The following is a 24,525-nucleotide window of genomic DNA, read 5'->3' as shown; positions in this document are numbered from 1 at the left end:
ATGGTCATTTGATTCCTGCGTTGGCGAAGCCCTGCACGAAGTACCTCTGGCAGAACAGGAAGAGCAGCACCATCGGCAGCGTGGCCAGGGTGGTCCCTGCCATGAGGTAGTTCCAGGAGGTCCCGTCGAGCTGGCGGAACACCGCCAGGCCGACCTGGATCACTCGCAGGTCGTCGCGGGTCGTGACCAGCAACGGCCACAGGAAGTTGTTCCAGCTCTCCTGGAAGGTCAGCAGTCCCACCGTGGCCAGCGCTGGCTTGATCAGCGGGGTATAGATCTGGGCGAAGATGCGGAACTCTCCGAGCCCGTCGAGGCGCGCGGCCTCCTCGAGCTCCTTGGGCAGCGAGAGGTAGAACTGCCGGAAGAGAAAGATCGCCGACGCGCTGAGCCCACCGGGGATGATGAGCGCCCACCAGGTGTTGAGCCACCCGGTGCCGCCCTGTCCGAACACGTCGTTCCCGCCGAAGAACGGCATGAACTTCACGAGGAGGAACTGCGGGACGATCTTGGTGTAGGTGGGGATCATGAGCATGGCCACGAAGGACATGAAGACGATCTCCCGGCCACGGAACGGGATTCTTGCGAGCGAGTAGCCGGCCATCGCGCCCAGCGCCAGGGTGATCATCGTGTGCCCCGCAGAGATGATGAAGCTGTTCCGGAAGTAGATGTGGAACGGGGCAGCCTTGAGCGCCTCGGGGTAGTTGCTCCATACCCAGTCCTTGGGGAGCAGGGACGGCGGGAACTGGGCGAGGTCAGCCGGGCTCTTGAGCGAGGTGACGATCATCCACAGGAACGGGATGATCATGGTCAGTGCGCCGATCGACAGGGCGATGTTGAGGGCGATGTGCGTCGACCGTCTGCGGGCTGCCCGGCCGCGGGCGGCCTTGTCAGGTGTCACGGGGACCTCCCCTGGCTGGGTGGTCTTGACTGCTTCGGCGCTCATCCGTCTTCACCTCGGGTCAGTCGTCGGCTGGCCAGGGTCATGACGAGCAGGAAGGCGAACAGGAAGACCGACTGCGCCGAGGCCATGCCCATCCGGAAGTTCTGGAAGGCGGAGCGGTAGACCTCGTAAGTCATCATCGTCGTGGCGTTCGCTGGCCCGCCGTCGGTGAGCACGTACACCTGGTCGAAGACCTGGAAGGCGCCGATGACCGAGATGACGAACACGAAGAAGGTCGCTGGCTTGAGCATCGGCAACGTGATCGAGAAGAACTTGCGGATCGACGACGCGCCATCGATCGACGCCGCCTCATAGAGGCTCTCGTCGATGTTCTGCAGAGCGGCGATGTAGATGAGCATCTTCATGCCGATCCCCTGCCACACCCCGACCAGGATCACGGCCCACAGTGCCCAGTCCGGGTCGGCGAGCCATGACTTGCCGGGGATCCCCACGACGGACAGTGCCGCATTGAGAAGCCCTTGCTGCGGGTTGAAGATCCACAGCCACACCATCGCGATCGCGACGGTCGCGGTCACCTGCGGCAAGAAGAACGCCGCCCGGTACCAGGTCTGGAACCGCATCTTCTGGTTGAGCATGACGGCGATGACCACGGCGATCGCCATCGACACCGGAACGGTCCAGAAGGTGTAGACGACCGTGTTCCACGTGGCTTTGCGGAATGTCGGGTCATTCCAGACCTCGATGTAGTTCTCGAAACCGATCCACCGTGGGGCATCGAACACGTTGTAGTTGGTGAAGCTCAGCACGAAGGTTGCGATCACCGGCAACGCCGTCCATAGCCCGATGTGCAGGATGGAGGGAGTCACCATGAGCCAGCCAGCGCGGCGCAGCTTCTTGTTGCCCTGGGGATGTTGCTTCGAGCGGGCCGGTGTGGGTTTGCGGGGTGATTCCTTCGCAGCAGCGCCCGCAGTGCGCAAGCCTGCTGCTGGTTTTGTCGTCGTCATAGTTCCCTCACAGCATGGGTCCGGAGTGCGGGACGAGTGGCGCGGGACCACGCGCCCCGTGCACCACGAGTCACTTGCGGTCGATCGCCGTCTGCGCACTCTTCGCGAGGCCATCGAGCGCTTCCTGGGGGGTCTGCTGTCCCAGCAGCGCAGCCTCGATCGCGGGCTTGAAGGTGCCACGGATCTCGAGCCACTGGGCCGGTCCGCCCTCGCGGCGGGCGACATCAAGGTTCTCCATGGCGAACTGGACGAGTGGGTTGCCTTGCACGTAGTCGCTGTCGAGGAGCTCGGTCAGCGCGGGCACGTTGCCGCGCTGCTCGTTCGCGGCGAGCGCCGGCCCGGGGCTCGCGAGAAACTCCATGAGCGCCTGCGCGGCCTCAGGGTGCTTTGACTTGGCTGAGACCGTGGCAAGCGTCCCTCCGAAGAACATCCCCGACGCCTCGCCCTGGATGACGAAGGGCTGAAGCTCGCCGAGCAGCTCCGGCGCAGCCTTCTCGAACTGACTCCACACGTTGTTGTGGGCGATGGCCATCGCTGCACGGCCGTTGACAAGGGGGTTCGGGTCTGCGCTCGCTGAGGAGAAGCCGATGTCCTCGACCTTGTCCACGTGAATGAGGTCGGAGACGAACTCGAGCGCATCGACGCCCGCCGGTGAGTTGAACGCCGGGGCGGTCAGGTCCTCGGTGAACAGGTCGCCGCCTGCGGAGAAGAGCATGGTCATGAACATCTGGCGGGGGTCCATCGATTGGACGTCGAACCCGGTGCGCTGGAGGGTGCCGTCCTCGGAGCGCACGGTGAGAGCCTTGGACATCTCGGTGAGCTCATCCCATGTCTTCGGCGGGGCGTCGTAGCCAGCCTCGCGCAGCAGATCCATGCGGGCCACGCCGAATCGCGTGTCCAACATGATCGGCAGCGCGTAGACGCTGTCTTCCCACATGCCCGCTTCGACGATCTCCTTGGTGTAGGACTCCTCGAGCTTCTCCTGGGTGAGGCCTGTCTCACTGAGGTTGGCGAGCACTCCACGGTCGGCGAAGCTCTCGACCCAGCCCACGCCCATCATCATGACGTCGGGGACGAGCCCGGAGGCCACCGCTGTGGTGAGCTTCTCGTTGAGCTGGTTGTAGGTGGTGTAGTCCACCGTGACCTTGACGTCGGGATACTTCGCATAGAACTGCGGGAGGAGTTCGTCCTCAAGAAGTCGCTGCCCTTCGCTCCCCTCGAAGATCGGGGAGAGCAAGGTAATGTCCCCGCTGACGGTCCCGTCCCCGGCACTGGTGCCACCGTCGGCGCTGCTGCATGCACTCAGGGTCAGGGCTGCGGTGGCGGCAAAGGCCACGGCAGCTGCGTGCGTTCGTATCATCCTCATGCGAAGTGCTCCCTTCGCCGGGCGGGAACGGTACGGCCCGAGGCCTCGCGCTCCTGTGCCGACGTCATCGTCGTGGTCGTCCCACCAACCAGGTCCGGCGCCTTCGCCGACTGGTGTTGTCTGGTGCAACGTTACACCGACCGTAGGCGGCATTCCCTGGAGCGTCAAGAGAAGAGTGCCGTTCACCCCCTCTCCAACAGCCAGAACATGTGAAAAGTCCTGTACCATTCTGATGTATCGATGCATCAATTTTGCCCCTCACCGACGAGCAGGCAGTGCGATGAGTGAACGGACAGCACAGTGGGACAAGTAACCATCCAGGAGGTCGCCCGCGCAGCGGGCGTATCTCCTAGCACGGTCTCGAACCTGCTCAACGGCAGGGCCGAACGCATGCTCCCCGAGACACAGGAACGCGTCTCGGCCGCGATCGCTCGCCTGGGCTACCGCCCTAATCGCGCAGCGCGCCAGCTCCGCACCGGCCGCACCCGCACGATCGGGCTCATCGTCCCCTCGGTCGGCAACCCCTTCTGGGGAGCGTTCGCGCGCGAACTTGAGGCGGCCGCCCTCGCCCAGGGATTCAACGTCCTGCTCTGCAACTCCGAGCGCGACCCAGAGCGCGAGCGCGACTACGTCGAAGAGCTCTGGGACGACGGCATCCGAGGCATGGTTCTATGCACCTCACTCCCCTCACTCGGTCACCTCGTCCCGATCATCGAGCGCGGGCTCGAGCTCGTCACCTTCGACCGCCCAGCCCAGCCCGACGACCCCGCGAGTGTCGTGTCCATCAGCATCAACAACGTCATGGGCGGTCACCTGGCCACCCAGCACCTCATCGACCTGGGCCACGAGCGGCTCACCTTCGTCTCCGGATCACTGGGATCGGTGAACCGCACGGGCCGCTACCGAGGATTCTGCACGGCCCTCGAGTCCGCAGGCCTCGACGTCGGCGACGCCCGCAGCTGGTCCGGCCTGGACCAGGCACCCTTCGGCGACGTCGAGGCCGCCGAGGTCGGCCGGCGCGCGGCGCACGAGATCTTCTCCCAGCCCACCCCTCCGACCGCAGTCGTCGCGATCAACGACATGACCGCTCTGGGTGTGTGCCGGGGACTGCGCGACCTGGGCCTGACGGTCGGAAGAGACGTATCCGTGGTCGGCTTCGACGACATCATCCTCGCTGACCTCTACGACCCACCGTTGACGACCGTGCGCCAGCCGATCGCCCAGATGGCCCGTCTCGCGATCGAAGAGATCCTCGCGCACGGGACGCGTCCCGAGACCGAGCCAGGACGCTCCGTCCTGTTGCGACCCGAGCTTGTCGTCCGCGCGTCGACGGCGCCACCGAGGACCGCGGAAGAGAGCTGAGCCGCGGGGGCCACTGATCGTCGGCCGGGTCGCACCACACCCGGCACGGCACGCCTCCATCCTTCGGTTGATCTCCAGGACCCGACGCCGCGAGAGAATGGGCACCTCATAGAATTCATCCCACCATCGGAGTGCTTGTGCCCCGCAGCCTGACCCCACGCATTTTCTTCCGCGTCGTCGCCATCGCCGAGGCTGTGACATGGACCCTGCTCATCGCCGGGATGATCGCCAAGTACGGCTTCGACGCCGGGCCGGTGCCGGTCAAGATCGGCGGCGGGGTGCACGGATTCGTCTTCATCGTCTACGTGCTCACCGCGATCGTCGTCGGGCTCAACCAGCGCTGGCCCGCCCGGCTCACCGCGCTCGCGGTGGTCTCCGCCGTCGTGCCTTACGCGACCATCCCCTTCGACCTCGCGGTCGACCGCAAGGGCCTGCTCGACGGCGGATGGCGCACCACCGCCTCCGACGACCCGCGTGACCGGGGCCGGGTGGACACGCTGCTGCGCTGGATGCTGGGGCACCCGGCAACCTTCGTGGGCATCTTCGTCGCCGGCGCCATCATCATCATGTCCGTCCTGCTCACCCTCGGCCCGCCTGGGACGTGGGGCCGGTAAACCTGGGAGAATGGTCCGGGTGACCACCCCCGCACCTGCCTCGATCAGCCTCCTCAGCCACATCCCGCCCGCCGTCGACGGCAAGGCGCCGGACCCTGACGAGCTGTACGAGGGCTTCACCTCCTGGGCCAACGATCGTGGGCTGGACCTCTACCCCGCGCAGTCCGAGGCGCTCATCGAGCTGGTCTCCGGCTCGCACGTCATCCTCAGCACCCCGACCGGGTCGGGGAAGTCTCTCGTGGCGATCGGGGCGCACTACGTCGCCCTCGCCGAGGGCAAGCGGTCGTTCTACACCGCGCCGCTCAAGGCCCTGGTGAGCGAGAAGTTCTTCGCCCTCGTCGACGCCTTCGGCTCGGAGAACGTCGGCATGATGACGGGCGACTCCTCGGTCAACCCGACGGCCCCGATCATCTGCTGCACGGCGGAGATCCTCGCCAACATCGCGCTGCGCACGGGCGGCGTCGAGGCGGAGGACCCCGGCGTCGACCAGGTCGTCATGGACGAGTTCCACTTCTACGCCGACCCCCAGCGCGGCTGGGCCTGGCAGGTGCCACTCCTGGAGCTTCCGCAGGCGCAGTTCCTGCTCATGTCCGCCACCCTCGGTGACACCGACATGTTCGAGAAGGACCTCGAGGAGCGCACCGGTCGTTCGGTCGCGGTGGTCACGAGCGCCGATCGCCCCGTGCCGCTGAACTTCAACTACGTCATCGAACCGCTCGTCGAGGTCATCGAAGACCTCGTGCACACCCACCGCTCCCCGGTCTACGTCGTGCACTTCACCCAGAAGGACGCCGTCGACCGCGCGCAGTCGCTCATGAGCATGAACGTGGCCAGCCGCGCCGAGAAGGACGCGATCGTCGAAGAGCTGGGCGATTTCCGATTCACCTCCGGCTTCGGAAAGTCGCTCAGCAAGTACCTGCGCCAGGGCATCGGCGTCCACCACGCCGGGATGCTGCCCAAGTACCGCCGCGTCGTCGAACGCCTCACCCAGAAGGGCCTGCTCAAGGTCGTCTGCGGAACCGACACCCTCGGCGTCGGCATCAACGTCCCGATCCGCACGGTTCTGCTCACCTCCCTGGTCAAGTTCGACGGCGAGCGCATGCGCCACCTCTCCGCGCGTGAGTTCCACCAGATCTCCGGGCGGGCCGGGCGGGCCGGCTACGACACCGTCGGCGACGTCCTGGTCATGGCCCCCGAGCACGTCATCGAGAACCGCAAGCTCCTCGAGCGAGCCGGCGACGACCCGAAGAAGATCAAGAAGATCGTCCGCAAGAAGGCCCCGGCCGGGGCCGTCAACTGGACGGACAAGACCTTCGAGCGCCTGCGTGACGCCGATCCCGAGCCGCTCACCAGCCACTTCACGGTCAGCCATGCCATGGTCCTCAACGTCCTGGCGCGCAGCACCGCGACGAGCGGCGATCCGATCGACGCCATGCGTCACCTGCTCACCACCAACCACGACACCGAGCCGCAGAAGGCCGCGCACGTGCGCCAGGTGTTCCGGATCTACCGCTCCCTGCGCCAGGCCGGCATCGTGGAGAAGGTGCGCAACCCCGGCGGTAGCTACACCGTGCGGCTCATGGTCGACCTGCCCCGCGACTTCGCGCTCAACCAGCCGCTGTCGCCCTTCGCCCTCGCGGCCCTGGACCTGCTCGAGCCGACGTCGCCCACCCACGCCCTCGACGTCGTCTCCGTCATCGAGGCGACCCTGGACGACCCACGTCAGGTGCTCTACGGCCAGCAGCGCGCCGCCCGCGGCGAGGCGATCGGCGCCATGAAGGCCGAGGGCTACGACTACGACGAGCGGATGGCCGCGCTCGAGGACGTGCTGTGGCCCAAGCCGCTCGAGGAGATGCTCCAGGCAGCCTTCGCCACGTACAAGAAGTCGAACCCGTGGATCGCCGATCAGGAACTCTCCCCCAAGTCCGTGGTCCGGGACATGGTCGAGCGGGCGCAGACCTTCAACGAGTTCGTCTCCAAGTACCAGCTCGACCGCACCGAGGGCGTGGTGCTGCGCTACCTCGCCGACGCCTACCGGACGCTACGTCAGACCGTCTCGGCCGAGCACCGCACCGAGGAGGTCGAGGAGATCATCGAGTGGCTCGGTGAGCTCGTGCGCGGCGTCGACTCGAGCCTGCTCGACGAGTGGGAGCGCCTGGCCAACCCCGTCGACGACGACGCCGACTCCCTCACCGGCGACTCCCCGCTCAACGGGACCGGCACCGAGGCCCCGGCCCGCCCGGTCACCGGGAACGTCCGGTCCTTCCGGGTGCTGCTGCGCAACGCCCTGTTCAAGCGGGTCGAGCTCGCCGCCCGCGAGGCCTACTCCACGCTCGGCTCCCTCGACGGCAAGGACGGCTGGGACGCCGACGCCTGGGCCGATGCCCTCGACCCGATGTTCGACCACTACGGCGACGACGCGATCGGCATCGACCCCGCGGCCCGCTCCCCCAAGCTCGTGACCATCACCGAGGGCGTGGACGGCAACCCGCGGCTGTGGACCGTCCGTCAGGTCCTCGACGACCCCGACGGCGACCACGACTGGGCGATCACCGTGATCGTCGACCTCGACGCGAGCGACGAGGCCGGGGAGGCCGTGCTCCGGGTGACCGGTGTCGCGCCGATGTAGGTCCTGGGTGGGCGGTGCGGGCAGCGGCTAGCGTAGGGCCATGTCGAAGAACGCGAAGAAGGTAGCGAAGAGTCCACACGGCGCGACCCCGGCGATCGTCGCCCTCGAGAAAGCGGGGATCGCCCATACTGTGCACCCCTACGAGCACGATCCGCTGAGCGATCTCGGCTACGGCCTCGAGGCTGCCCAGGCGATCGGCATCGAGCCCCCACGGGTGTTCAAGACCCTCATGGCCGCGGTCGATGCCCACCTCGTGGTCGCCGTCGTGCCGGTGGACCGCACGCTTGACCTCAAGGCGCTCGCGCACGCCGCCGGCGGCAAGAAGGCGGTCATGGCCGAGCAAGCCGACGCCGAGCGCGCGACCGGCTACGTCGTCGGCGGCATCTCCCCGCTCGGCCAGCGCACCGCGCACACGACGATCATCGACGACTCCGCCCTCGGCTTCGACACGGTGTACGTCTCGGGCGGGCGCCGCGGGCTCGACGTCGGGCTCGCGCCGTCGGACCTGGTCGCGGCCACCCGCGCGACGACGGCGCCGATCGCCCGGGACTAGCCTCGCGGGCGCCTGCGCCCCGGCCCGTCGACCCGGCGCCGGTCAGGCGTGCTGGTAGCCGGGATAGGGCTGGTTGCTCGGCACGATCTGCTTGCCGAGCGGCAGGAGCGAGATCGGGATCATCTTGAAGCTGGCGATGCCCAGCGGGATGCCGATGATCGTCACGCACATGGCGATGCCCGTGGCGAGGTGCCCGAGGGCGAGCCACCACCCGGCGACGATGAGCCACACGATGTTGCCCAGGGTCGACCAGGCGCCGGCCTGCGGGTGGTCGACGACGACTCGGCCGAAGGGCCACAGCACGTAGTTCGCCATCCGGAAGGACGCGATCCCGAAGGGGATCGTGACGATGAGGATGCAGCAGATGATCCCGGCGAAGGCGTATCCGATCGCCAGCCAGAACCCCGACAGCACGAGCCAGATGATGTTCAGCAGCGTCTTCATGCCTCGACCGTAGGTGCATGGGGCACAGAGCGCTAGCCGGCCACCCGCGCCACGACGGCGTAGTCCCACTCGTCGAAGACCACGCGGTACGTGGTCCCCGGGAAGAGCCCCTCGACGTAGGCGACGACGTCGCCAGGCGGGTCGGCGCCCCAGGTCTGCAGGTCGAAGACCACGTAGTCGGGCCGCACCGAGGGGTCCGTGGAGATCCAGAACACCTCGTGATCGGTCGCCAGCTGCACGATCAACCCGCGGTCGCTGGCCACGCTCGCCCCGACCGGGACGGCGTCGACCGCGCGCTGGGCGACCGCGATCCGGTCGCCGCGCTCGTAGGTCTGCGGGTCCCACAAGTCTCTCAGCGGGTACTGGAACGTGAGCACGACGGCGATGATCACCATGAGCGCGGGCGCCACCATCGCGTAACCGCGCAGCAGGCGTGCCCGCGAGGCGCGCAGCAGCCGCAGCCCGTCGATCGCGGCCGCGAACATGACCGGCATGAGGATGACCGAATAGTGCCAAGTCGTCCCCCAGTAGAACTCCGTCGATCCGGCGAAGCGCCACACCATGGTCGGGACGATCACCAGCGCAAGCGGTGAGCGCAGCGCGACGAAGGCCGTGATGACAAGGAGCAGCAGGATCGTGTGGAGCTTGATCGACGGGCTGAAGAAGCCCGTGACCAGGTGGCCCATGCCGGCGAGCAGGCTCGCCTGCTCCCTGGAGCCCCCGCCGAGCTTGCCCCAGTAGTCGTAGCGGCCGTTCGGATTGAACGCCGGGATGATCACACCGACGATGAGCGCCATGCCGACGACGCCCACTCCGGCCACGATCGCTCCCAGACGGCGTTGCCCGCGCAGCCAGAGCACTGCCCCGAAGGCCGCGACCGTCAGCCCGAGGTCTTCCTTGACCCCGAGCAGCAGCACGATCCAGAGGGCGCTCGCCCGCCACCGCTCGTTGAGGAATGCCGCCATCCCGAAGGCCAGCAGCGGGACCGCGAGCGCGTACTCGTGGAACTGGACGTCGATCGCGGACTGGATCCCCCAGGCGAAGGCGTAGGCAAACCCCATACCCAGCCCCTGCCACGATCCGAGGATCCGGCGCGCGGTCACCGTGATCGGGATGATCGAGACGGCGACGAGGACGCACTGGGCCACGAGCAGGGTGACCGGTGACGGGAAGAGCCGGTAGAACGGAGCCAGAACCACCAGGAGCGGTGAAAAATGGTCACCGAGCTGGTTGAAGTCGGGTCCCTTGATACTCACGATCGGCGCGCTCAGGTGTGCGTAGCCCTTGACTGCCTGCTCGAAGATCGCCAGGTCCCACGACGGATTGGCCCATCGGTGCCACCGCGCGAGGGACAGCACGAGGTAGACGAGGAATGCGACGAGAGTGAGCAGGCCCACCGGCCAGTGGGTACGGAGGTGTCTCACGCAAACAGTCTGGCGCATCCGCGGGCCAACTACGATGCTGTCCATGCCAGCCACCGTTGCTCACGCCCTCGCGCGCGTCCAGGAGCGTATCGACGACACCTGCCACGCGGTGGGCCGGGACCGGGCCACCGTCCGGCTGCTGCTGGCCACCAAGACCCGATCGGCCGACGTCGTGCGGGAGGCTCTGCGCAGCGCGCCGGCCGGCGCGCTGCTCATCGGGGAGAACCGCGTGCAAGAGCTCGTGGAGAAGGCACCCGCGCTCGCGGACCTGCAGGTCACGGCGCACCTGATCGGTCCGCTGCAGTCCAACAAGATCAACCACGCGCTGCGGGCCCTCGCGCTGCACGGCCACGCGTGCGTGGAGACGATCGATTCCCTCGAGCTCGCCGCGAAGCTGTCGGCACGCGTGGGTGCGGGCAGTCCACTGGTCCCCCTCGACGTCATGATCCAGGTCAATGTCTCAGGTGAGGAGTCCAAGGCCGGGGTCGCTCCCGACCGCGCGGTCGACCTCGCCCACGAGGTCGCGGACCTGCCGGGCCTGGCACTGCAGGGATTCATGACTATCGCGTCGCCCACCCTGGACGAGCGCGTGGCCCGGGCGGAGTTTGAGCTGCTACGCAGCGTCCGCGACCGCGTCACCGGGTCGGGCGCCGCAGCCACGGCGCTCGCTCAGGAGCTGTCGATGGGGATGAGCCGCGACCTCGAGTGGGCGGTCGCAGAGGGTGCCACGATCGTGCGGGTCGGCTCGGCTGTGTTCGGCGCACGCCCGTCGTGACGGGAGGCCGGATCAGCGGCTCGTCGACCTGCGGTACTGCGCATTGGCGATCGGGATGAACACCGCGAGCGTCACGACCGTCCAGATGAGCGTGTACACCTCGGGATGGAGCAGCGGCCAGGCGGTGGGCGCGGGCGTTCCGGGCGGGATGTTGCCGAAGAGCTCACGGGCGGCCTGGGTCACCGCGGAGACGGGGTTCCACTCGGCGAAGGGCTGCAGGGCCGCAGGGAGCGTCTCGAGCGGCACGAAGGTGTTGGCGACGAAGGTGAGCGGGAAGATGACGATGAAAGACGCGTTGTTGACGACCTCGGGGCTCGGCACGAGCATGCCGATCCACGCCATGATCCACGAGATCGCGTAGGCGAAGACGAGCAGCAGACCGTATCCTGCCGCGGCTTCCCAGAACGTCCCGTGGATGCGCCAGCCGACGAGCAACCCGGTGAGCGACATGACCACGAGCACGATGATGTTGTTCACGACGTCGGAGAGCGTCCGCCCGGTGAGCACGGCAGACGGGGCCATGGGCAAGGACCGGAAGCGATCGATCACACCCTTCTTCACATCCTCGGCCAGGCCCGCGCCGGTGATCGTCGCACCGAAGATCACCGTCTGGGCGAAGATCCCGGCGATGAGGAACTCTCGGTATGCCTGGCTGCTCGCAGCCGAGCCGCCGACGTTGATGGCCCCGCCGAACACGTACGCGAAGAGCAGCACAAACATGATCGGCGACAGCGTGGTGAAGACGAGGAGGTCAGGGACGCGCTTGATCTTGATGATGTTTCGCTTGGCCACGACCGCGGCGTCGGCCAGCACGTAGGGGACCTTCATCGCTCGACCTGTCCCTTGGTTCCCGTCGCGTCTTTCGCTGCGTCGATCTCCTCGGTCGTGCGCCCGGTGAGTGCCAGGAATGCGTCGTCGAGCGTGGGGCGGCGCAGCCCGACGTCGTCCAGCTCGATCCCGGCATCTTCGAAGGCGTGCAGCGCCGCGGAGAGAGTGGCGACGCCGTCGGCCGAGACGGCGAGGATCCGTCGCTCGAGGTCGTTCTGGGGACTGCTGCCCAGGCCGGCCATCAGTTGCTCCGCGTCGGTGAGCCGGGCCCGATCGCGGATGGTCACCTCGAGGCGCTCCCCGCCCACCTGGAGCTTGAGCTGGTCCGCAGTGCCCCGGGCGATCGCCTTGCCGTGGTCGATCACGACGATCTCGTCCGCGAGGATGTCCGCCTCCTCGAGGTACTGGGTGGTCAGCAGCAGCGTCACGCCCTCCGCGACGAGGGTGCGGATCACCTCCCACATCTGGATGCGCCCGCGCGGGTCGAGGCCGGTCGTCGGTTCGTCGAGGAAGAGCACCGGCGGGTGGGCGACGAGCGCGCCGGCGAGGTCGAGCCGGCGACGCATGCCCCCCGAATACGTGCGCGTGGGGCGGTCGCCGGCATCCTCGAGATCGAACTGCGCGAGGAGCTCGCGCGCCCGGTTCCGGCTGTGCTTGCGCCCCAGGTGGTAGAGGCGTCCGATCATGTCGAGGTTCTCGAAGCCGGTGAGGTACTCGTCGACAGCCGCGTACTGCCCGGACAGGCCGATGTGGCGGCGCACCTCGCGCGGGTCGTCGCGGACGTCGATCCCGGCAACGGTCGCCATTCCCTCGTCGGCCTTGAGCAGGGTGGCCAGGATCCGCACGATCGTCGTCTTGCCGGCTCCGTTGGGGCCGAGCAGCCCGAGGACGGTCCCGGCCGGGACGTCGAGGTCGACGCCGTCGAGCGCTACGACCTTCCCGTAGCGCTTGGCGAGGCCGCGGGCTTGGATGACCGGAGGGGCCCCGACCTCCTGCCGAGACGCGCCTGTGGCGTAGATCACATTTCCACCCTACGACTCGGCCCGGCTGGGTGCGAGCCTTGGCCGCGATGCGCGGCCGCGTCGCCGGGCTAGCCGAGCAGGGCCGTGTACCCGGCCACGCCGACGATCGCGCCGGTGATCGGCGCGGCGACCGGGACCCAGGAGTAGCCCCAGTCCGACGTGCCCTTGTTCTTGAGCGGCAGCAGCGCGTGCAGGATGCGCGGGCCGAGGTCGCGCGCGGGGTTGAGCGCGGGCCCGGTCGGCCCGCCGAGCCCGACGACGAGCGCCCACACGAGGAACCCGACGCCGAGCGCGGCCGCTCCGGGCTCCCCGGCGAAGGTCGGAGAGTTGAGGATCCCCAGCGCGCAGGAGGTCAGCACCATGGTGCCGAGGAACTCATTGGCGAAGCCGTTGACGCGACTCTGGGCCGCGTTGATCGTCGAGAACGTCGCGAGGATGTCCTCGGGGTCTTCGGTGCGGTCGTAGTACGGCTTGTGCGTGATGACGATCGCCATCTGCCCCGCCATCGCCCCGAGCAGCTGGGCGAGGATGAACCACGGCACGACGTCCCAGCCCTGGTGCCCGTTGATCGCCAGGGCCAGGGTCATCGCGGGGTTGATCTGGGCGCCGGAGATACCGGCGAACATCATCACCGGGATCATCACGCCGAAGCCGTAGCCCATCGCGATGAGGCTCCATCCGCCGTGGTAGCCCTTGCTGCCCTTGAGGTGGACGTTGGCGACCGTCCCGTTGCCGATGATGATGAGGATCGCGGTCCCGATGAACTCGCACAGGACCTTCAGGGTCAGGGAATACTCCATCGCTTCGCTCGCTCTCTTCGGTCGTTCCGTGTGATTGCGCCGGCCCTGACCCAGGTCAGGGAGCCGGCGGGGGTCTGCGGAGCAACCTAGCCTGAACGGCTCGGATTTGCTCCTGCGTATCGGATAGGCGATTGTCAATCACATGAAGATGCCGTTCTCCCGCAAGGTCCGTGCCGCGTACATCCCCGAGGGCGTCACGGAGACGTGGTCCGCAGAGGAGAACAGCGTCGTTGTGCACGTCCCTATCGACGCCTCCAGCCCGGATACGAGCGTGACCGCAGACCGCCTCTCCGAGCTGGTCATCGCCACGGTCGGCGCCGTCCAGGCGGGGCTGTTCGGCCACTCCATCCCCGACGGTGCCAGCGGCGCCGGGGTCCGGATCCAGGTGGACACCGGGACGGACCCGCTCCCCCCGCTCGCCGAGCACGGCGTCGAGATCCTGCGCGAGCACCTCGGGCAGTCGATCCCGCTCTCGGTCGTGACCGCGAAGCCCGCGCCGGTGGCCAAGGCACCGAAGGGCAAGCGGAAGAAGGCGGGGCAGGCCGCTGGCACCCCAGCGACCGCCGGGGTCTCGCTCGCCAAGGACGAGGCGACCTCGTCCGACGACTCGGACGACGAGCTGGACGAAGAGGCCACCGTCGTGGCCCCGCCCGCCGTTGTCGAGCCTCCGGCCCGGCCCGGCCTTGAGCCCGCCGCCTACACCTGGGACTCCGAGAACGAGCGCCTGCGCGCAGAGATCGTCTACCTCGGCGCCGCCGACTCCGACGCACAGACCCAGGTCGACGTGCGCACCCTCGTCGAGATCACCATCGCAGCCCTGGCCTCCCCCGCGACCCGTGCCCAGATCCCCGCCGAGGCACCCGCCAGTCACCCGGTGTGGCTCACGGTGGTTGTCAACGAGGACGCGGTGGGCCCCCTCACCGAGAAGATGTTCGAGAACGGCGAAGACCAGTTCGAGGGCACCCGCGTCGACTTCGTCGTCGTGACCGAGCCGCGCGAGGTTGTGGTGGGGATGCTCGCTGGGCGGTGACGTCTACCCGCACGCGCATCGACCTCCCGCTGCTGGCTACTGCGGCCGATACACATTCCGCCTGTGCGCGATCGACAGCACGTAGACCGTCACCACGCGAGCGTTGATCGTGTAGATCACGCGGTACTCCCCACGCCGCGCAGACCACTTCCCCTTGAGCTCATTGCGCAGCGACTTACCCACCCGAAACGGATCCTCGGCGAGCGGCCCCGCGAGGAACTCCAGGACGGCCGCAGCAACGGCGGGCGTCAACTCTGAAGCGATGGCATGACGGGCAGGCGGGGCGAGGGAGACTTCGTAGGTCACGCGTCGCGGCGCAGTTGCTGACGCCACTCGCTCAGCGGCACAAGGTCCCCGGCGGCGACTGCAGCCTCGGCCTCACGGATGTCACCCATGAGGTGCGCATCGGACAGCACCGCGATGGTCTCCTCCAACGACGCCAGGTCGTCAGGGGACATCAGGACTGCGGCCGGCTCACCGTTGCGCGTGATGGTGACGCGCTCGTGTGTGTCGTGGACGGACGTGACGTACTGGGATAGATGCGCCTTGACGTTTGCGAGCGACGTGGTAGTCATGACCCGAATCATAGTCTCGATCGTGCGGCGAGAGGAGGGGAGGATGCTGCGGGCCTGCTCGCCGAGAAGACGTTCGAGAACTTCAAAGACCTGTTCGAGTGTCAAGGAGTCTTGACAACCCGTTCAGGGTCAAGCATGCTTGACATCAGTCAAGGAGCCTTGACAGTCGGATCCCCGGGAGACCTCATGCCTAGTCACCTGTCCCACCTGCAGAATCTCAGCCCCGCGCCGCTCGTGGTCGCTGCGCTGGTCGCCGTCGTCGTCGCGCTGGTCATCCACGAGCCAGTCTCCGGCAAGCGGAGCTTCGCTGCCTTCCTGCGCGCCGAGAAGGTCGACGGCGAGCCGGCCCGGCTGCGGTTCTACCGTTCGTGGATCCTCCAAGGCTGCGCGACGGCGGCCCTCGCGATCGGCCTCGTCCTCGCCCTCCCGGGGGTGAGCCTGGCAGACATCGGCTTCCGCGCCACGGACCTGAACGGGCTGGACCGGTTGGGCCTGTCCGAGGCCGGCATCGGTGCGAGTGAGATCGCCGGGATGATCACCGGAGCCGCGGTCGCAGCCATCGCCCTGTCGCTCCTCGCACGCCGCCGGGCCAAGTCCGGCAACACGAGCATCCCGGCGCAGATGGTCGCCGTCCAGCCGATGCTGCCGCGCACCGGACGCGGCCGGTGGGGATGGGCCGCGCTGTCGCTCAGCGCGGGCGTCACCGAGGAGATCACCTACCGCGGCCTGCTGGTCCTCGCCCTCGCCGTCGCACTCCCAGCCCGGACCCCGACCGCCGTGATCGTCGTCGTCGCCGCAGTCCTCTTCGGCGCCGCGCACTGGTACCAGGGGCGCGCCGGGATGCTCGCGACCGGAGTCGCCGGGGCGGCCCTGACCATGCTCTACCTCGGGACCGGCAGCCTTCTCGTGCCGATCATCCTGCACACCCTCATGGACCTGCGCGCGCTGCTGCTCCCGGCCGGCGCGCGCGCCCAGGAACCGGAGACGGCCGCGGAGCGAGCTGCGGCGTCGGGCATGATTGTCCCTGCCCAGACCGCCCGCGAGACTGCCCAAGGAGCCTGAACCGTGCTCAATGACGTTCGCGTGCTGCGCGAAGCGACAGGACTCTCCCAGGGGGCGCTCGGAGCCCTGCTCGGGGTCTCCCGCCAGACCATCAACTCGATCGAGACCGGCAAGTACGACCCGTCCCTGCCGCTCGCCATCGCCATCGCCCGCCACTTCACCACAACCGTCGAGGAGATCTTCCATGTCGACTGAACGCCGCCCGATCGTCAAGGCAGCCTTCGGGCTCGTCGCCGGGATCGCCGTCCTTGTCCCCCTCGTCGTGCTCCTGGTCAACAAGGCGCCCGGCAACATGGGGGCCGGAGCGGCCTTCGGCGGTGGCTTTGTGCTCATCGCCTTCACCATCGCCGCGTGGCGCACGGCCCGCCGTCCGGACAAGACGACGACGTTCGAGCGGTCGGTCACCGGCTCCGCGGACGAGCGCGACCGGCTCGTCGCGACGAAGGCTGCCGCCGTCCTCGGCGTCGCCTCCCTGCCGATCACCGGGATCGCGACGTCGGCCGTGGCGATGGGAGCCCCCGCGACGGCGACCCTCGGGATCACGCTCTACACCCTGCTGGCCATCGCCGTCGTGAGCTTCATCGTCGTCTCCCGCCGCACCTGACCCGCTCTCCCATCCAAACCCCGCAATCTCCCGCTGAGTGCTGGGTCTTACACGCGACACGCCGGGGCAAAGTCATAATTCCCAGCACTCAGCGGAGGATGGCGGAGTTGGGGGCTGGGTGGTTCAGGGGACTCGGGCGGTCCACTCCGGAGTGCTGAACTTCGTCTCCGCGAGGTCGCGGGCTCGGGTCCACTCAGCCTCGGTGACTGTGCCTTCGACCGTGGCGTAGCGGGCGCAGAAGTGGGCCTTGAACGCCTCGATGACGTCGGCGCGGGACATGCCGGTCTGCGACCGGACCGGGTCGACGCGCTTGTTGGCGCTCTTGGTGCCCTTGTCGCTCATCTTCTCCCGGCCGATGCGTAGCACCTCGAGCATCTTGTCCGCGTCGATGTCGTAGGCCATGGTCACGTGGTGCAGCACCGCCCCGCCCACGAATCGCTTCTGCGCGGCGCCGGCGATCTTGCCGGCCGGGGACGCGATGTCGTTGAGCGGCTGGTAGGTCGCGTTGACGCCGACGTCGGCCAGCGCGCCGAGCACCCAGTCATCGAGGAAGGCGTAGGACTTCTCGAAGCTCAGGCCCTCCACGAGGGAGCTGGGCACGGTGAGGGAGTACGTGATCGTGTTGCCCGGCTCGATGAACATCGCGCCGCCGCCGGAGATCCGGCGCACGACGGTAATGCCGTGCTTGGCGGCGCCCTCGGGGTCCACCTCGTTCTTGAGGGACTGGAAGGAGCCGATCACCACGGCCGGCGCACCCCACTCCCAGATCCGCAGTGTCGGCGGGCGCAGGCCAGCATCGACCGACTCCGAGATCGCCTGATCGAGCGCCATGTGCATGGCCGGGCTCTGCGGGCCGTCGTGGATCACCTCGAAGGTGTGGTCGTGCCAGCCCGTCGCATGCCCGAGCGCGCGGCGCGCCGCGATCGCCACGGCCTCGGGGCTGAAGCCGACAAGCGTGGCCCCGGGGTCGAGGGCACGGGTGATCGCCTCGGCGAGCACCGCCACAGGAGCCGTCGTGGGCATGCCGACGAGGGCCGCGTTGATGTCGAGCAGGGCGTCGTCGGGCTCGAGGAAGAAGTCGCCGCTGACGGCCACCTCTGCCAACCGGTCGCCGTCGACCTCCAGATCGATCGCCACGAGCTTGCCGCCAGGAACTTTATATTCGCCTCTCACGGCTACAGCCTAGACGCGACCGGGCACGACGGCGGTGTGCGGTTGCTCACCCGCCCGTCCGCAGCTCCTCGAGTGCGAGGGAGCGCAGACCCGCCGGTGGCGTCAGCGCGGCGCAACCCCTGCGTGGATGAGCCCGTAGATCGCCGAGTCGGTCAGCGCCTCCCACGACGCCTCGAGCAGGTTGGGGCCCACGCCGACCGTCGACCAGCTCCTGTGCCCGTCTGTCGTCTCGATGAGCACGCGGGTGATCGCGTCGGTCCCCTGCATCTGGTCGAGGATGCGTACCTTGAAGTCGATCAGCTCGAAGGCTGAGATCTCCGGGTACACCGTGGTCAGGGCGAGGCGCAGCGCGTGGTCGAGCGCGTTGACCGGACCGTTTCCCTCGCCGGTCACCACGACCCGCTCCCCGCCCGCCATGAGCTTGACGGTGGCCTCGGCCGTCGCGTCGGTCCCGCGGTGCCCCGTTCGCTCGACGATCGTCCGCCAGCTCTCGACCGCGAAGTACGGCGGTCGCTCACCGTTCACCTCTTCGATGAGCAGCAGCTCGAAGGAGGCGTCGGCCGCGTCGAAGGTGTACCCGTTGGCCTCGGACGTCTTGACCCGGTTGGTGATCCGGGTGAGCAGCTCGCCCTGCCCGGACAGGTCAAAGCCGAGCTCCTTGCCCTTGAGCTCGATCGAAGCGCGCCCGGCCATGTCGGAGATGAGCATGCGCATGTCGTTGCCCACCCGGGTGGGATCGATGTGCTGGTAGAGGTCGGGGTCGACCTTGATGGCGCTCGCATGCAGGCCAGCCTTGTGGGCGAAGGCGCTCGCGCCGACGTAAGGCTGGCGCGCGTACGGGGAGATGTTCGTGATCTCGCTGATCGCGTGGGCGATCCGGCTCGACTCCTCGAGGCCGTTGCCGGCCAGGAGCGTGCGACCGCCCTTGAGCTCGAGGTTCGCCACGACCGTGATGAGGTCGGCGTTGCCGGTCCGCTCCCCGTAGCCGTTGACTGTGCCCTGCACGTGGGAACAGCCGGCCTCGACTGCGGCGAGGGAGTTGGCGACTGCGCACCCGGTGTCGTTGTGCGCGTGCATCCCCAGGATCGGCTCCGGCCCGACGTCGGCCCGCACCTGGGCGACGATCTCACCGACCCAGTTCGGCAGCATGCCGCCGTTCGTGTCGCACAGCGCCACGACCTCGGCCCCGGCCTCGAAGGCGGCCAGGACGGCAGCGCGGGAGTAGGCGGGGTCGAAGCGGTAACCGTCGAAGAAGTGCTCGGCGTCGATGACGACCCGGCGTCCCTCCCCCGTGAGGAAGGCGACCGTGTCGGTGATCATCGCGAGGTTCTCCTCCGCGGTGGTGCGCAGCGCGCGCTCCACGTGGCGGATGTCGGACTTGGCGACGAGGGTGATGACCGGCGCGCCGGAGTTGAGCAGCGCGAGGACCTGGGGGTCCTCGCTCGCTCGCTGTCCGACCTTGCGGGTCGCACCGAAGGCCGCCAGGACAGCGTTCTTGAGGTTGAGCTCTTTGGCCGCGCGCGAGAAGAAGTCGGTATCCTTGGGCACCGCGCCGGGCCAGCCGCCCTCGATGAAGCCGACGCCGAGCTCGTCGAGCAGGGGCGCGATCGCAAGCTTGTCCGCGACAGAGAGGTTCATGCCCTCTTGCTGTGCGCCGTCGCGCAGGGTGGTGTCGTAGACGTGGAAAGTCACTCGACTGCTCTTCTCTCGGGAGATCTGGGGCGGGCGGGCGCGGCCAGGAACAAGGCTCGCATCCCCAGAGCATTGTGCTAGATAACGCCGGGTGGCGGCGTTGGCGTCCAGCACAAGAAACGCTCGGGGCGATGGTGGAAGCGGCCAGCCTCGCCGTCTGCGCTGCGGCTCCGGCGGGGGTGTGCCGGGCAACAAAAAAACCCCCCGGGTACGGGAGGTTTGCGCGTCCGGCGAGCTGACCGGACGCGCTACATGATAAGGAGCGCAGAGCTGACGGTGTGTGTCATGTCACACATCATTGCACACGTCCCACCGCTGGCACCACCACCGCCCCCGCCGAACTCGTGAGCGGGCCGCCGAACTCGTGAGCGAGCCAGGTCCTGAGGCCAGGAACGGGCCTGGCTCACGAGTTCGGCGGGGGGCGGCGGCGCCGACGGGTCAGACGAGCTGGGTCAGCCAGCTGTGGCGGTCGGGCGTGCGTCCGTTCTGGATGTCGGTGAGCTCGGTGCGCACCGACATGGTGACCTCACCGGCGTCGCCACCCGCGATAGTCAGGTCGAAGCCCTCACCGGCCAGACGGCCGATCGGGGTGACCACGGCGGCCGTGCCACAGGCGAAGACCTCGGTGATGGACCCGTTGCGCAAGCCCTCCTGGACCTCGGTGAGCAGTATCCGGCGCTCCACGATCGTGTGCCCGCGGTCGGTCAGCAGCTGCAGGATCGAGGACCGGGTGACCCCCTCGAGGATCGAGCCGGACAGCTCCGGCGTCTCGACCGTGCCGTCGGCCCGGACGAAGAAGACGTTCATGCCGCCGAGCTCTTCGATCGCGGTGTTCGTCGAGGCGTCGAGGAAGCAGACCTGCTCGCAGCCCATCTCGTAGGCGTGCATCTGCGGGAGCAGACTCGCAGCGTAGTTGCCGCCGCACTTGGCAGCCCCCGTTCCGCCAGCTCCGGCGCGGTGGTAATCCTCTGCGACCCAGATCGAGACCGGCTTGACGCCCCCGGAGAAGTACGGGCCAACCGGTGAGGCGATGACAAGGAACTCCGCCTCGAGCGTGGGACGCACGCCCAGGAATGCCTCGGAGGCGTACATGAAGGGGCGCAGGTACAGGCTCGCCTCGTCCCCGGACGACACCCATTCGACGTCGGTGCGCACGAGCGCGGCGATCGCGCCGATGAAGTCACCGGTGGGAAGCTCGGGCAGGGCGAGGCGACGGGCCGACTTCTGGAAGCGCACGGCGTTGGCCTCGGGGCGGAAGGTCCAGATCGACCCGTCGGCGTGACGGTAGGCCTTGAGACCTTCAAAGACCTCCTGGCCGTAGTGCAGCACGGCGCTGGCAGGGTCGAGCAACAACGGACCGTACTTCACGACCCGGCGGTTCCCCCACCCGGTCGCCGACGTCCAGGTCACCCGGGCCATGTGATCGGTGAACACGGTGCCGAACTTGGGGGCGGCAAGAGCGGCCTCCCGGTCGGTCTCGGGGAGCGGGGCGTCGGACAACGTGACCTCGAAGAGGGCCGCGGCGTCATCGACGGTCTGAGACAAGTTTTCGAGAGCGGAGCTCATGATCAAGGCCTTTCACCTGGCGACCATTCATTTTCCCACGTCGCGCCCGAGGATCGGGCGCGACGTGAGGAACGGTCTTTTGGAAGAGTTACCGGTGAAGACGACCAGGGGTGGTTCAGCCGCGCACGCGGTCAGCGAGCGCGGTACCAACCTCGGTCGTCGACCGTACTCGGCCACCCCGCTCGACGAGGTCAGCGGCGACTGCCGCCTCGACTCGTGCGGCTTCGACGGGCAGGCCAAGGTGATCGAGCATCATGGCGACCGAGAGGACGGTCGCGGTGGGGTCGGCCTTGCCCTGTCCGGCGATGTCGGGGGCGGAACCGTGAACCGGTTCGAACATGGAGGGTGCCGTACGGTCCGGGTTGATGTTCGCCGAGGCCGCGAGCCCGATACCACCGGTGATCGCGGCGGCCTGGTCGGTCAGGATGTCACCGAAGAGGTTGTCGGTGACGATGACGTCGAAACGAGATGGGTTCGTCGTCAGGAAGATGGTGGCTGCGTCCACGTGCAGGTAGTCGCTCGTGACATCAGGGAAGTCCGCGTTGACAGCCTCGACCGTCCGGCGCCATAGGTGACCGGCGTGCACGAGCACGTTGTGCTTGTGCACGAGCGTGAGGTGCTTGCGCGGGCGGGCCTGGGCGCGGGCGAAAGCGTCACGCACGACACGCTCGACGCCGAAGGCCGTGTTGACGGACACCTCGTTGGCGACCTCGTGCGGCGTGCCGACGCGGATCGCGCCGCCGTTGCCGACGTAGGGGCCCTCGGTGCCTTCACGCACGACGACGAAGTCGATCTCGCCGGGCTCGGCCAGCGGTGACTTCACGCCGGGGTACAGCTTGCCCGGGCGGAGGTTGACGTAGTGGTCGAGGGCGAAGCGGAGCTTGAGCAGCAGCCCACGCTCGAGCACGCCCGACGGGACGCTCGGGTCGCCGATCGCTCCGAGGAGGATCGCGTCGTGGGTGCGGATCGCGGCGAGGTCGTCGTCTGTGAGGGTCTCACCGGTCGCGTGCCAGCGCTGGGCGCCCAAGTTGAAGGGCGTCGTCGTCACCGTGACGTCCGTCGTCGCAAGGGCCGCGTCGAGCACGGCGAGCCCCTGCTCGACAACCTCGATCCCGATGCCGTCGCCTGCCACCACTGCCAGTTCGATGTTCCTCGTCATGACCGGCATGTTACCCCCGGGTCCCAGTGGTCGGGACGCGCATCTCACGCGTCGACCCGTGTATTTGACAGCGTGGCGCCAGGGGCTCGCTCGGATTTGGATTGCGCGCTGGTGCGGACCAGGCTGGGGCGATGACCATCGTGAAGATCAATGCCATCGACGTCCCTGAAGGCGCCGGCGTCGAGCTCGAGAAGCGCTTCGCCGCTCGCAAGGGAGCGGTCGAGAACTCTCCCGGCTTCCTCGGCTTCGAGCTGCTGCGCCCGGTCGCCGGCGAGACCCGCTACTTCGTCTACACCAAGTGGGAGACCGAGGAGGACTACCAGGCGTGGGCGAACGGATCGGCTCGCGCCGCCCACGCCGGTTCCGGTTCCGGCGACCGGCCCGCGCCCGTGTCCACCGGCGCGAACCTGCTCGAGTTCGAGGTCGTCCTCAGCGTCGGGTCCTGACGAGCTCAGTTCCTGATAGGCGCTCAGTTCCACAGGAGTCTCCTTGGCGTACGATGCAATCGGCGTTCACTTGAGTGAATGTCGTTTACTTTTGCCAAGGCCCGTTACGCCGCTGTCCGATCCGTGGACCATGGACCTCGACGGGCCCTTCGCGCCGGGAGGCTCCATGACCGTCCAGACACGTCGGCGTGAGATGCAGCGCATGGCGACCGAGCTGGAGATCAAAGCCGTCGCCCGCAACCAGCTCTCCCACGACGGTGCGCAGAATGTCACGCTGCGCGGGATTGCGCGGGACATGGGCATGACGGCGCCCGCCCTCTACCGGTACTTCCCGAGCCTGGACGACCTCGTCGTCTCGATGTGCGAGGACTTCTTCGAGGAGGTCACCGAGGCCATCTCGCTCGCCATCACGCAGGCGCCGGACAGCCCCGGGCACGGAATGCACGCCGCCACGCGCACGTTCCGGGACTGGGCAGTCGGGCACAAGGGCGAGTTCGCGCTCATGTTCCGCAAGGGAGAGTCACCGATCGCGGGGGGCGGCGCGGGAATCGGTACCGGGCGGTTCGCCGCGGTGTTCTTCAAGCTCTACGTCCGGATGTGGCACGCCCATACCTTCGCGGTGCCGGAGCTCACCGAGGCGTCGGCGGCAACCTGCGCGGACCTGGCCACCTTCTCCGCGCAGTGCCTGACGCTGCCAGACGCACCCCCCGGCGAGTCCTGCACCGCCCCGGCGGACCTGCCGCCCGGGGCGCTCTTCGTCTTCGCCCGGACCTGGGTCCGCCTCTACGGGGTCATCAGCATGGAGGTCTTCGGCCAGCTGACACTCATGTTCGACGACGTCGCGCCGTACTTCGAGAGCGAGCTTGAGGACGCGGTGGCGGCCCTGGGCATCCCCTACGTCCCGCGAGACGCCTGAGTCAACGCGCGGGGTAGAGGAGCTCGAAGCGCTCGGTGACGAGCTGGAAGTCCTCTGGCAGCGCGTCGACGCCGAGGGTCCGCAGGAAGTACGTCGTGTGCTCGGCGCGCCAAGACTCCAGGGACCGGTCGTCCTCGCCCTCGGCCGCGGCGAAGCCCGCGTCGACGTCCTCGAAGGCCACGACCTCGACCTCGGTCGTGCGGATGAGCGCGGCCGGGTGGCCCCTGCCGTCGAGAATGATCGACAGCTCCCCGACGACCGGCTGCGGAGAGTCCTCAGCGTCGAAGTCCGAGAGTGCGGACGAGGTGCCCGTCTTGGTCCCGGCGAGGACAAGCGCGAGCAGCTCGTCGGCGATCACCTGGTTGTCACCGAAGGCCCAGGCAACCGGCGGAATCCCCGCAGAGACCGTGAGCCCACCGACGACCGCGATCTTCCCGAGGCCCGCGTGCACCCTCGCAACCTCCCAGAAGCTCGAGATCTCGTCGTCGAGCTCGGTCTCCTGCTCGATCTCCTGCTGAACGCCCTCGGCTGCGGCGTAGGGGAAGTCGGTCTCTTCGGCGCTGGTCATGGGTAGATCATC

The 24,525-nt window shown here is 68.1% G+C and carries 26 protein-coding genes; 11 read left to right on the top strand and 15 right to left on the bottom strand.

Features of this window, described 5'->3' with window-relative positions:
• Positions 1-4 precede the first annotated feature (4 nt).
• The 3 genes from BLQ50_RS16400 to BLQ50_RS16390 form a co-directional block, all read right to left on the bottom strand.
• Positions 5-943 (bottom strand): carbohydrate ABC transporter permease, encoded by a 939-nt coding sequence (locus BLQ50_RS16400; protein WP_093186041.1) that lies wholly within the window; start codon positions 941-943, stop codon positions 5-7.
• Positions 940-1,770, bottom strand: a complete 831-nt coding sequence (locus BLQ50_RS16395) for a carbohydrate ABC transporter permease (protein WP_245701325.1) — start codon at positions 1,768-1,770, stop codon at positions 940-942. The genes BLQ50_RS16400 and BLQ50_RS16395 overlap by 4 nt, the downstream gene beginning before the upstream one ends.
• Before the next feature lie 205 nt (positions 1,771-1,975).
• Positions 1,976-3,271 (bottom strand): ABC transporter substrate-binding protein, encoded by a 1,296-nt coding sequence (locus BLQ50_RS16390; RefSeq protein ID WP_175559174.1) that lies wholly within the window; start codon positions 3,269-3,271, stop codon positions 1,976-1,978.
• Positions 3,272-3,571: 300 nt separating this feature from the next.
• On the opposite strand from BLQ50_RS16390, the gene BLQ50_RS16385 reads away from it, so the two are divergent.
• The 4 genes from BLQ50_RS16385 to ybaK all read left to right on the top strand — a co-directional run bounded on the left by BLQ50_RS16385 (position 3,572) and on the right by ybaK (position 8,429).
• On the top strand, positions 3,572-4,633 hold the full coding sequence (locus BLQ50_RS16385; protein WP_093186033.1) for a LacI family DNA-binding transcriptional regulator: 1,062 nt from the start codon (positions 3,572-3,574) through the stop codon (positions 4,631-4,633).
• Between the two features lie 137 nt (positions 4,634-4,770).
• Entirely contained in the window at positions 4,771-5,247 is a 477-nt protein-coding gene (locus tag BLQ50_RS16380; protein WP_245701324.1) for a DUF3817 domain-containing protein, read from the top strand.
• 10 nt (positions 5,248-5,257) lie between these two features.
• Positions 5,258-7,876, top strand: a complete 2,619-nt coding sequence (locus BLQ50_RS16375) for a DEAD/DEAH box helicase (protein ID WP_093186031.1) — start codon at positions 5,258-5,260, stop codon at positions 7,874-7,876.
• A gap of 40 nt (positions 7,877-7,916) precedes the next feature.
• Positions 7,917-8,429: a Cys-tRNA(Pro) deacylase gene (gene ybaK / locus BLQ50_RS16370; protein ID WP_093186028.1), complete on the top strand. Its 513-nt coding sequence runs from the start codon at positions 7,917-7,919 to the stop codon at positions 8,427-8,429.
• 42 nt (positions 8,430-8,471) lie between these two features.
• Here the strand turns inward: ybaK and BLQ50_RS16365 are convergent, their stop codons facing one another.
• Both BLQ50_RS16365 and BLQ50_RS16360 read right to left on the bottom strand, forming a co-directional pair.
• Entirely contained in the window at positions 8,472-8,873 is a 402-nt protein-coding gene (locus BLQ50_RS16365) for a YccF domain-containing protein (RefSeq protein WP_093186026.1), read from the bottom strand.
• Positions 8,874-8,905: 32 nt separating this feature from the next.
• Positions 8,906-10,297, bottom strand: coding sequence for a DUF2079 domain-containing protein (locus tag BLQ50_RS16360; protein ID WP_175559173.1), 1,392 nt, complete (start codon positions 10,295-10,297; stop codon positions 8,906-8,908).
• 43 nt (positions 10,298-10,340) lie between these two features.
• Between BLQ50_RS16360 and BLQ50_RS16355 the strand changes: the two genes are divergently transcribed.
• Complete coding sequence (locus BLQ50_RS16355) at positions 10,341-11,072, top strand: YggS family pyridoxal phosphate-dependent enzyme (RefSeq protein ID WP_093186020.1); 732 nt, start codon at positions 10,341-10,343, stop codon at positions 11,070-11,072.
• 12 nt (positions 11,073-11,084) lie between these two features.
• Here the strand turns inward: BLQ50_RS16355 and BLQ50_RS16350 are convergent, their stop codons facing one another.
• The 3 genes from BLQ50_RS16350 to BLQ50_RS16340 all read right to left on the bottom strand — a co-directional run bounded on the left by BLQ50_RS16350 (position 11,085) and on the right by BLQ50_RS16340 (position 13,722).
• Complete coding sequence (locus BLQ50_RS16350) at positions 11,085-11,900, bottom strand: ABC transporter permease (RefSeq protein ID WP_093186018.1); 816 nt, start codon at positions 11,898-11,900, stop codon at positions 11,085-11,087.
• On the bottom strand, positions 11,897-12,922 hold the full coding sequence (locus BLQ50_RS16345) for an ATP-binding cassette domain-containing protein (protein ID WP_281181335.1): 1,026 nt from the start codon (positions 12,920-12,922) through the stop codon (positions 11,897-11,899). The genes BLQ50_RS16350 and BLQ50_RS16345 overlap by 4 nt, the downstream gene beginning before the upstream one ends.
• A 68-nt stretch (positions 12,923-12,990) precedes the next feature.
• Positions 12,991-13,722 carry an MIP/aquaporin family protein gene (locus tag BLQ50_RS16340; protein ID WP_093186015.1) on the bottom strand — a complete coding sequence of 244 codons (732 nt, stop codon included), beginning with the start codon at positions 13,720-13,722 and terminating at the stop codon, positions 12,991-12,993.
• 142 nt (positions 13,723-13,864) lie between these two features.
• Here BLQ50_RS16340 and BLQ50_RS16335 point away from each other — a divergent pair, with 142 nt between their 5' ends.
• Positions 13,865-14,752 (top strand): hypothetical protein, encoded by an 888-nt coding sequence (locus tag BLQ50_RS16335; protein ID WP_093186011.1) that lies wholly within the window; start codon positions 13,865-13,867, stop codon positions 14,750-14,752.
• A gap of 36 nt (positions 14,753-14,788) precedes the next feature.
• Here BLQ50_RS16335 and BLQ50_RS16330 read toward each other — a convergent pair whose 3' ends face one another.
• Both BLQ50_RS16330 and BLQ50_RS16325 read right to left on the bottom strand, forming a co-directional pair.
• Positions 14,789-15,058 carry a type II toxin-antitoxin system RelE family toxin gene (locus BLQ50_RS16330; RefSeq protein ID WP_093186009.1) on the bottom strand — a complete coding sequence of 90 codons (270 nt, stop codon included), beginning with the start codon at positions 15,056-15,058 and terminating at the stop codon, positions 14,789-14,791.
• Complete coding sequence (locus BLQ50_RS16325) at positions 15,055-15,327, bottom strand: type II toxin-antitoxin system Phd/YefM family antitoxin (protein ID WP_093186225.1); 273 nt, start codon at positions 15,325-15,327, stop codon at positions 15,055-15,057. Before BLQ50_RS16325 ends, BLQ50_RS16330 begins: the two co-directional genes overlap by 4 nt.
• A gap of 159 nt (positions 15,328-15,486) precedes the next feature.
• Between BLQ50_RS16325 and BLQ50_RS16320 the strand changes: the two genes are divergently transcribed.
• Genes BLQ50_RS16320 through BLQ50_RS16310 form a run of 3 tightly spaced genes read left to right on the top strand, consistent with a single transcriptional unit; the run spans position 15,487 to position 16,993 of the window.
• Positions 15,487-16,389 (top strand): CPBP family intramembrane glutamic endopeptidase, encoded by a 903-nt coding sequence (locus tag BLQ50_RS16320; protein ID WP_175559172.1) that lies wholly within the window; start codon positions 15,487-15,489, stop codon positions 16,387-16,389.
• A 3-nt stretch (positions 16,390-16,392) separates the two neighbouring features.
• A complete protein-coding gene (locus BLQ50_RS16315; protein WP_093186004.1) occupies positions 16,393-16,584 on the top strand; it encodes a helix-turn-helix transcriptional regulator in 192 nt (63 codons plus the stop codon).
• A complete protein-coding gene (locus BLQ50_RS16310; RefSeq protein ID WP_093186001.1) occupies positions 16,574-16,993 on the top strand; it encodes a hypothetical protein in 420 nt (139 codons plus the stop codon). The genes BLQ50_RS16315 and BLQ50_RS16310 overlap by 11 nt, the downstream gene beginning before the upstream one ends.
• Before the next feature lie 123 nt (positions 16,994-17,116).
• Here the strand turns inward: BLQ50_RS16310 and lplAB are convergent, their stop codons facing one another.
• The 4 genes from lplAB to BLQ50_RS16290 all read right to left on the bottom strand — a co-directional run bounded on the left by lplAB (position 17,117) and on the right by BLQ50_RS16290 (position 22,583).
• A complete protein-coding gene (lplAB, locus tag BLQ50_RS16305) occupies positions 17,117-18,166 on the bottom strand; it encodes a lipoate-protein ligase LplAB (RefSeq protein ID WP_093185999.1) in 1,050 nt (349 codons plus the stop codon).
• Between the two features lie 102 nt (positions 18,167-18,268).
• Positions 18,269-19,804, bottom strand: a complete 1,536-nt coding sequence (gene cimA / locus BLQ50_RS16300; protein WP_245701332.1) for a citramalate synthase — start codon at positions 19,802-19,804, stop codon at positions 18,269-18,271.
• A gap of 492 nt (positions 19,805-20,296) precedes the next feature.
• Positions 20,297-21,424: a branched-chain amino acid aminotransferase gene (locus tag BLQ50_RS16295; RefSeq protein WP_093185994.1), complete on the bottom strand. Its 1,128-nt coding sequence runs from the start codon at positions 21,422-21,424 to the stop codon at positions 20,297-20,299.
• 115 nt (positions 21,425-21,539) lie between these two features.
• On the bottom strand, positions 21,540-22,583 hold the full coding sequence (locus BLQ50_RS16290; RefSeq protein WP_093186222.1) for a 3-isopropylmalate dehydrogenase: 1,044 nt from the start codon (positions 22,581-22,583) through the stop codon (positions 21,540-21,542).
• A 131-nt stretch (positions 22,584-22,714) separates the two neighbouring features.
• On the opposite strand from BLQ50_RS16290, the gene BLQ50_RS16285 reads away from it, so the two are divergent.
• Entirely contained in the window at positions 22,715-23,029 is a 315-nt protein-coding gene (locus BLQ50_RS16285; RefSeq protein ID WP_093185993.1) for an antibiotic biosynthesis monooxygenase family protein, read from the top strand.
• A gap of 166 nt (positions 23,030-23,195) precedes the next feature.
• A complete protein-coding gene (locus BLQ50_RS16280; RefSeq protein WP_175559171.1) occupies positions 23,196-23,945 on the top strand; it encodes a TetR/AcrR family transcriptional regulator in 750 nt (249 codons plus the stop codon).
• 1 nt (position 23,946) lies between these two features.
• Here the strand turns inward: BLQ50_RS16280 and BLQ50_RS16275 are convergent, their stop codons facing one another.
• A complete protein-coding gene (locus BLQ50_RS16275; RefSeq protein WP_093185988.1) occupies positions 23,947-24,513 on the bottom strand; it encodes an ASCH domain-containing protein in 567 nt (188 codons plus the stop codon).
• Positions 24,514-24,525: the final 12 nt, after the last annotated feature.

The organism is Sanguibacter gelidistatuariae (genome assembly GCF_900096585.1).
In the GTDB taxonomy this organism is placed as follows: domain Bacteria; phylum Actinomycetota; class Actinomycetes; order Actinomycetales; family Cellulomonadaceae; genus Sanguibacter; species Sanguibacter gelidistatuariae.
This window is presented reverse-complemented; position numbering and strand designations above follow the sequence as displayed.